This is a genomic window from Clostridia bacterium, from assembly GCA_024653205.1.
In the GTDB taxonomy this organism is placed as follows: Bacteria; Bacillota; DSM-521; order Neomoorellales; family SLTJ01; genus JANLFO01.
On record JANLFO010000001.1, the window covers coordinates 230,921 to 237,437 of the forward strand.

Sequence of the window (6,517 nt, forward strand, 5' to 3'; positions counted from 1 at the left end):
CGGCCGGCGGTGCGCAGGCAGGGCCGGACAGGCGGCTGTGGTGGCTGGCGGGGTTGGGTTTTCTGATCAGCCTGCTCCTCTACCGTACCGAGGTAACGGCCAGGGTGGCCGGAGGGCTGGCGGGCATGGCGGCCGGCTACTTCCTGGAGGCGGGTCAGGGTGAAGACCGGCCCAGGGGCGGCCGGGCGCTGGTCCGGGTGCTGCTGGGCCTGGGAATCCTGGCCGGCCTGCAGCTGGCCGCCGGCCGCTGGCTGCCCGCCGGCTACGCGTACGCCTTCGGCCGGTACGCGGTCTTGAGCCTGGCGGGCTTCGGGCTGCTGCCGCGGCTCTTCCGCCGCCTGGGCTGTTAGTACCGACGATCGCCGGCAGTCCTGGTTTCACCGAGTACCTAGAGCGTGCCGGGCACCGGACTCGGCGAGAGCGAGGGTGAAGGCGGGCCGGAGGCCACGGATGGCCGGAGCCGCGCCGGCGCCACGGAAGGCGCCTAAGCGGGGAGCCCGCCGGAGCCCGACGCTCGAGCCTTAGTCCGGTCGGCCAAGCGACCGGTACACGGGGGAAACCAGGATCGCCGGCGAAGCAGGGCAATCTGTGGTCCGGGTTACTTGGCCTGCAGCGGCTGCAGGCGGCCCTGGTCCAGGGCGAAGGCGTGGCCGTAGGCGGCGCGGCTGAAGATCAGCTCCGCCTGGTCCAGGGGGAGACCGCGTAGCTCTACCTTCTTCAGGTCGCCCTCGCCCAGGCCCAGTTCGATTGCCCGGTACAGGTATTGCACCGCCTGGGGCATGAAGCCCAGGAGGCGCGCCGCCACCACGTCGGTGGCCACCGGATCGGTGCCCGCCAGGAAGAGCCCGGTGAACACCGGTTTTCCCGCCGCCGGGCCGGTGCCCACCATGGCCGGGCAGGCGCTCACCAGGCTCAAGTCTACCGGCAGGTGCCGGGCCAGGGCGACGATGAAGGAGTGCAGCTTTTCGTGAATGCCCCGCTGGGTCTTCGGGAAACCGTGGATTTCCGCCGGCGGCCAGCTCAGGGCCACGTTCTTGAGGGTGGCGGTCATGGTGGCCTCGGCGTGGATCTTCAACGGGGTCAGGGAGAGATGGACGGTCATTTCGCGGTACAGGCGGTTTACAGGGGTGGAGGCCGGCACCACCTCGGGGTCGGTGGCCGCCAGCTCCAGTTCGACGTACGGCCCGCAGTTGAGGTCCACCAGTTCTACCCCTTCCTCGGCCAGTACCGGTTCAAAGCCGCACTCGCGCACCACCTGGGGAGTAGGGGCGCCCCCGGAGCCGGCCGCTACCACCAGGCGGCGCGGCCGGAAGGACTTGGCCCGGCGCAGGAGGTGGCGCAGGGCCTCCGGCGAGGCTACGACGGCGGTGGAGGCCGGTCGGGGCTGAACCAGGTTGACGGTGATCACCACCGTGTCCTCGGGCCGGATGAGTTCCGGCAACGGCAGGAGGGCCAGCGCCTGTTCCAGAGCCCGGGTTTCCTGCTCGGCATGGGCGAGGGCCACTATGGGACGGTTCAGACGTCGGGGACGCAAGGCAATCCTCCTTTCCGGTTTAGCTTATCCCCCATCGGGCCAGGATATTGGTGCGGCCCGGTCCGGAGAGGGCAGGGAGGAAAAGTCGGCGGGGCGTCGAACAGTAGCCTCAATGCCGCTCGGGAGGCTCCCTCCGGCCGGCGCCCGGACCGGCGGGCCGGATGGGCACGGGTGAACACGCCAAGGGAGGAAGATTACGTGCGCGAATCCAAGCGCTTGCAGAACCTGCCCCCGTACCTGTTTCGCCGGATTGAAGAAAAGATAGAGCGGGCAACCCGGGAAGGTAAAGAGGTCATCAGCCTGGCCATCGGTGACCCGGATCGACCTACTCCCGCCCACGTGGTGGAGGCCATGGTGCGGGAGGTGCGGGACCCTGCCAATCACAGCTACCCGACCTCGGTCGGGTTGCCGGAGTATCGGGCGGCGGTGGCCGAGTGGTATCGCCGGCGCGGGGTAGAAGTAGACCCTCGAAGCGAAGTGGTAGCCCTGATCGGGTCGAAGGAAGGGCTGGCGCACCTGCCCTTCTGCTTCCTGGACCCGGGCGACCTGGCCCTGATCACCGACCCGGGTTACCCCGTATACCGCAACTGCACCCTGCTGGCCGGCGGCGAGCCTTACCTGCTGCCCCTGCGGCCGGAGAACGGCTTCCTGCCGGATCTGACCGCCGTACCCGCGGAGGCGGCGCGAAGGGCCAAGCTTCTCTTCCTCAATTACCCCAACAATCCTACCGGCGCGGTGGCAGACCTCGATTTTTTCCGGGAGGCGGTGGACTTTGCCCGCCGGTACGACCTCCTGATCTGTCACGACGCGGCCTACGCGGACATTACCTACGACGGATACCGCGCCCCGAGTTTCCTGGAGGTGCCGGGAGCCAAGGAGGTGGCTGTGGAGTTCGGCTCCCTCTCCAAGCCCTACAACATGACCGGCTGGCGTCTGGGCTGGGTGGCGGGTAACGCGGAAGCGGTTTCGGTGCTGGGAAGGCTCAAGAGCAACCTGGATTCGGGATGTTTTCAGGCCGTGCAGAGGGCGGGTATAGCCGCCCTGTTGGGGCCGCAGGACTGCGTGCGCGAGGCCTGCCGCCTTTACCAGGAGCGGCGCGACCTGGTGGTGGGGGCGCTGAACTCTATGGGCTGGAATCTCGCCGGACCCAAGGCCAGCTTTTACGTCTGGGCGCCGGTGCCGCGCGGCTACACTTCGGCGGAATTCGTGGAGGCCGTGTTCGAACGGGCCCTGGTGATTCTCACGCCGGGGGAAGAATACGGGCCGGCGGGTCAGGGGTACTTCCGGCTTTCCCTCACCGTGGATACGGAACGGTTGAAGCTGGCTCTGGAACGGATGCAGAAGGCCCTGGGCCGGGTGCAGTTCTAGGCGGCCCGGCAGGCCGGGCAGAGCGGTGGGGACCGGACCGGTGCGCCCGGTAAGGATCCGGCCCGGCCCCGGCCAATGGCCCCCCGGGGAGGGGCGGGCTCAGGATTTCTTGGGAGTGAAGGTCTTGCAGCAGGTTTCCATCGAGGTATTCGCCGGGGTAAGGCCGACCTGCTGTACCAGTTGGGTAACCTGGTTGGCGTCCACGCTTTCCGGGTAGCTGTTGCTGATGGCATCGCTGGTTACCAAAATCTTGTTTGCCCGGCAGACGTTGCCCTGACCCCAGTAGTCGCAGGTGTGGACGGTGCACATGATCTGCTGGTTCACCGCGTCATCCTCCCGAGGTTGGTCTCGCAGTTATTTTGCCCCGGCGAGGACGGTATATCCCTTCGATCGCTGCCCCGCTTCCCGTCTAATCCTCGTCTCTCTGGCGCAGTAGCCGGCCCTGGTGGGGGGCCAGAGGTATCGGGCCGGTGAACAGTTCTCCCGTACTGAGGTCCTGCCAGGCGGCCCGGTGAGGATTGGGCCAGTAGTCCTGGCGTTCGGAGTGGCTTACCAGCAGTAGCCAGGGCTTTCGTTCCGGCGCATGCAGCGGGGTGAGCAGCTTGGCCTCGCCGCCTACCGGTCCCGCTTCCTCCGGGGGTTCGGCGATCGGCAGAGGAGGTTGGTCTTCCGTGCCGTTGCCGGCGCCCCAAAGCCGTACGTCCAGCCCGGCGAAGGCGGCCGCCCGGCGGTAGAGGCGGTAGAACGAGTTGGTCGGCAGGTCTTGAGGAGAAGATGCCAGCCGGGTTTCTACCGGCTCGGTAACCAGGAGGGCGTAGCCGGAACCGTAGCGGTTCTCCAGGGCCAAGGGATGATCGTCGGGGGCCGCGTAGAGCACCCGGGCGGTATGAGGCCGCACCACCAGCCGGGTGCGCGGGAGAGCACCGCCGGCGGTGTTCACCGCTTCCGGGTAGAGCAGCCGCACCCCGAATACCGTTTCCATTTCCGGTAGGGCGGCGCCGGCAAAAGAGAAGTAGAGGTTTCCTCCCCCCCTTACGTACTCGCCCAGTTTCTCCCAGTGGGGCAAGTCCAGGCTGCCGCGCCGTGGCATGCCGGGACAGATGACGAGGCGAAAGCGCTCCAGGGTCGCCTCGGGGGAAACGAACTCCACGTCGAGGCCCGCCTGCTTGGCCAGCACGTAGGCGGCAAACAGGAGGCCGAAGAGCCGGTGGGGGGCAAACCCCGGCTCCGGATGGTCGTAGTAGCGGGCGGGCAGCAGTATGGCTGCCGGCGCCGGGAGGGGCTCCACCCCGGAAAGCGGCAGGTAGGACAGGGCGGCCGCGAAATCGGCCATGGCGGCGCCCGCGCCTTTCGGCCGGCCGTCCCGGGTGAGCCCGAAGCCGATTTCGTGGGGAACCGTGGCGTAAGGCTTGCGGTGGGTACGCTTGAAGTCGGCAAAACACCAGGCCAGCGCTCCCGAACACCCGGCGGCCAGGGCACTGTAAAGTGCGGTCTGGAAATAGGCCTTGACTTCTTCCTCGCTGGCCACGGCGGTGGACAGGCCGAATTCCTCCAGCAGGACCGGGCGGCCGCCCAGAGCCCGTGCCAGCTTCAGGCAGAAGGAAGGAAAGAGCGTGCTCGGGGGCAGGCTGGGCCTGCCGGGACACAGTTCGGAGTACATCGGATAGGGATGCACGCAGAGCAGGTCGTGAATTTGGCCGAGGTCGGGGTAGCGGAAGGCGTCCCGGCAGGTAAAGGAGGTTATATGGGTGCCCAGCACTACCGGCTGGCGGGCCAGATGCTGGATTTCCCGGGTAAGGAGGTGGGCCCAAAGCCAGCCGGCGGAGGCCGAGGGCAGAGGGACGAAGTTGTCGTGCTCGTTGGCCAGGTCCCACGCGGCCACCGCCGGGTGGCGGCCGTACCGGCCGGCCAGTTCTGCCACCAGCCGAAGCTGGGCCCGGAGCAGGTCGGGGTCGGTGTAGGGGCAGCGGCCGCGGCGCCAGGGCACGTCCCAGTTCTCGCCGCTCATGTGGCCGGTGAACAAGGTGGGGATGAGCCTCAGCCGGTTGCGCCGGGCAAGGTCCGCCAGGCGACCGAAATTGGCCAGTGCGTCCTCACTCACCCGGTCCGGTGCGGGCTGAAAATCCTGCCAGCGCAGGAATACCCGCACCGAATTCAGCCCCATTCCCCGCATCAGCGCCAGGTCCCGGGCCACCTCCTCGAGACGGAACTCCTCCCACCAGTTTACCCCGCTCTCGGCGGGCCAGTAGTTCACACCCAGGTAGAAGTCTTCCGGCATGCCCAGTCCCCCTAATCGGGCCGTCTCACATGTCCGTATTTGAAGCCGGTTATGCCCGGCCGGAGCATATGATACCATGGCCCGGGACGGCCGTAAACACCTTCGGTTGGCTTTTGCCCTGGCGGCTGTTATAATTAGGGAAGACCGCCGGAGGGAAGGGGGGCCTTAATGGACAAGGTAAAGAGCGCACTGGAGATCGCCCTGGAGCGCAGTCAGCGGGTGGCGCAGCAGGCCGGGTCCGGCAGAGAATGGGAAGAGCAGCAGCACCGTCTCGTGGGGGAAAACCTTGCCCGGCGGTACCTCCGGCAGGAAATTGACGTCCGGGCGTTGCGGTCGGCCGTGGAGCGGCAGCCTGACCGGGCGGGAAAGGCCGTGGCAAAGGCCGCGACGGCGGCCCTGGCCCGGGAAATTCGGCTGGAGAATTACGACCGCCTGCTGGACGGGATCGCCGCCCTCCGGGAGGATGAGGAGGCCAGGCGCTGGTTGGAGGAAACGCGCCGGGCCTGCCGGCAGTTTGCGGGAGAGCTGGCCGCCGAGGAACGGGAGGCGGCTTCGCGCCGGGCCAGGCGGGCGCAGGAGGAACTGGCGCGGCTGGGAATAAGCGGGACGGCCATAGCCGGCCTGAATCCCCGGAAGGCGGGTGAATCCCTGCGTCAGGTGTGGGACGAGCGGCTGGCGGGGATCCGGGAGCGGCTGGTAAGGTTCCTGGAGGGCTAGAACCGGGAGGAAGCGTGGGGAAGCAATGGAGCTGATGGAGGTCATCGGCAGGCGGCGATCCATTCGCAGGTTTCGGCCCGATCCGGTGGAGGAGGAAAAGCTGGCGGCAGTGCTGGAGGCGGCGCGGCTGGCCCCTTCCTGGAAGAACGGGCAGTGCTGGTGCTTCGTGGTAGTCAGGGATGGGGAGACCCGCCGGAAGCTGGCCGAGGCCATGCCGGCCACCAACCCCGGCCGGGGATCGCTCGTGCAGGCCCCGCTTGCCGTGGTGGCGTGCGTGAATCCGGCGGCCTCGGAGGAGTGGGAGGGCCGGCCGTACCACTTCGTGGACGGGGCCATCGCCCTGGAACACCTGGTACTGGCGGCGGCCTCCCTGGGGCTGGGTACCTGCTGGCTGGGGATGATCTACGAGGACCAGGTGCGATCCGTCCTGGGCATCCCTCCCTCGGTGCGGGTACTGGCCATGACGCCCCTGGGGTACCCGGATGAGGACCCCCGTCCCCGCCGGCGCAAGGCCGCGGAAGAGATCGCGTATTTCGAACGCTGGGGCGGGCGGCAGGGCTAGAGTCTGACGTATCCCCACTTTCGAGTTAACTTGAGTTGACTGGCGGTACCGGGTGCTC

6 protein-coding genes are annotated in these 6,517 nt (G+C 67.9%); 3 read left to right on the forward strand and 3 right to left on the reverse strand.

Annotated features, from left to right (window positions below; genetic code table 11):
* Window positions 1-598 precede the first annotated feature (598 nt).
* Complete coding sequence (locus NUV99_01140; GenBank protein ID MCR4418745.1) at window positions 599-1,534, reverse strand: DUF362 domain-containing protein; 936 nt, start codon at window positions 1,532-1,534, stop codon at window positions 599-601.
* 198 nt (window positions 1,535-1,732) lie between these two features.
* Between NUV99_01140 and NUV99_01145 the strand changes: the two genes are divergently transcribed.
* Complete coding sequence (locus tag NUV99_01145) at window positions 1,733-2,902, forward strand: LL-diaminopimelate aminotransferase (GenBank protein MCR4418746.1); 1,170 nt, start codon at window positions 1,733-1,735, stop codon at window positions 2,900-2,902.
* Between the two features lie 99 nt (window positions 2,903-3,001).
* Here NUV99_01145 and NUV99_01150 read toward each other — a convergent pair whose 3' ends face one another.
* Window positions 3,002-3,226, reverse strand: coding sequence for a DUF1540 domain-containing protein (locus NUV99_01150; GenBank protein ID MCR4418747.1), 225 nt, complete (start codon window positions 3,224-3,226; stop codon window positions 3,002-3,004).
* Window positions 3,227-3,311: 85 nt separating this feature from the next.
* Window positions 3,312-5,180, reverse strand: a complete 1,869-nt coding sequence (locus NUV99_01155) for a hypothetical protein (GenBank protein MCR4418748.1) — start codon at window positions 5,178-5,180, stop codon at window positions 3,312-3,314.
* Window positions 5,181-5,348: 168 nt separating this feature from the next.
* Here NUV99_01155 and NUV99_01160 point away from each other — a divergent pair, with 168 nt between their 5' ends.
* Both NUV99_01160 and NUV99_01165 read left to right on the forward strand, forming a co-directional pair.
* Window positions 5,349-5,897 carry a hypothetical protein gene (locus tag NUV99_01160; protein ID MCR4418749.1) on the forward strand — a complete coding sequence of 183 codons (549 nt, stop codon included), beginning with the start codon at window positions 5,349-5,351 and terminating at the stop codon, window positions 5,895-5,897.
* A 25-nt stretch (window positions 5,898-5,922) separates the two neighbouring features.
* On the forward strand, window positions 5,923-6,459 hold the full coding sequence (locus NUV99_01165) for a nitroreductase family protein (protein ID MCR4418750.1): 537 nt from the start codon (window positions 5,923-5,925) through the stop codon (window positions 6,457-6,459).
* The last annotated feature ends 58 nt before the right edge of the window (window positions 6,460-6,517 follow it).

What these genes read in the sequence shown, in the direction of transcription:
- NUV99_01155 (MCR4418748.1), bottom strand. Translation starts at nt 5,180, where the DNA reads ATGCCGGAAGACTTCTACCTGGGTGTGAACTACTGGCCCGCCGAGAGC.
- NUV99_01160 (MCR4418749.1), top strand. Translation starts at nt 5,349, where the DNA reads ATGGACAAGGTAAAGAGCGCACTGGAGATCGCCCTGGAGCGCAGTCAG.
- NUV99_01165 (MCR4418750.1), top strand. Translation starts at nt 5,923, where the DNA reads ATGGAGCTGATGGAGGTCATCGGCAGGCGGCGATCCATTCGCAGGTTT.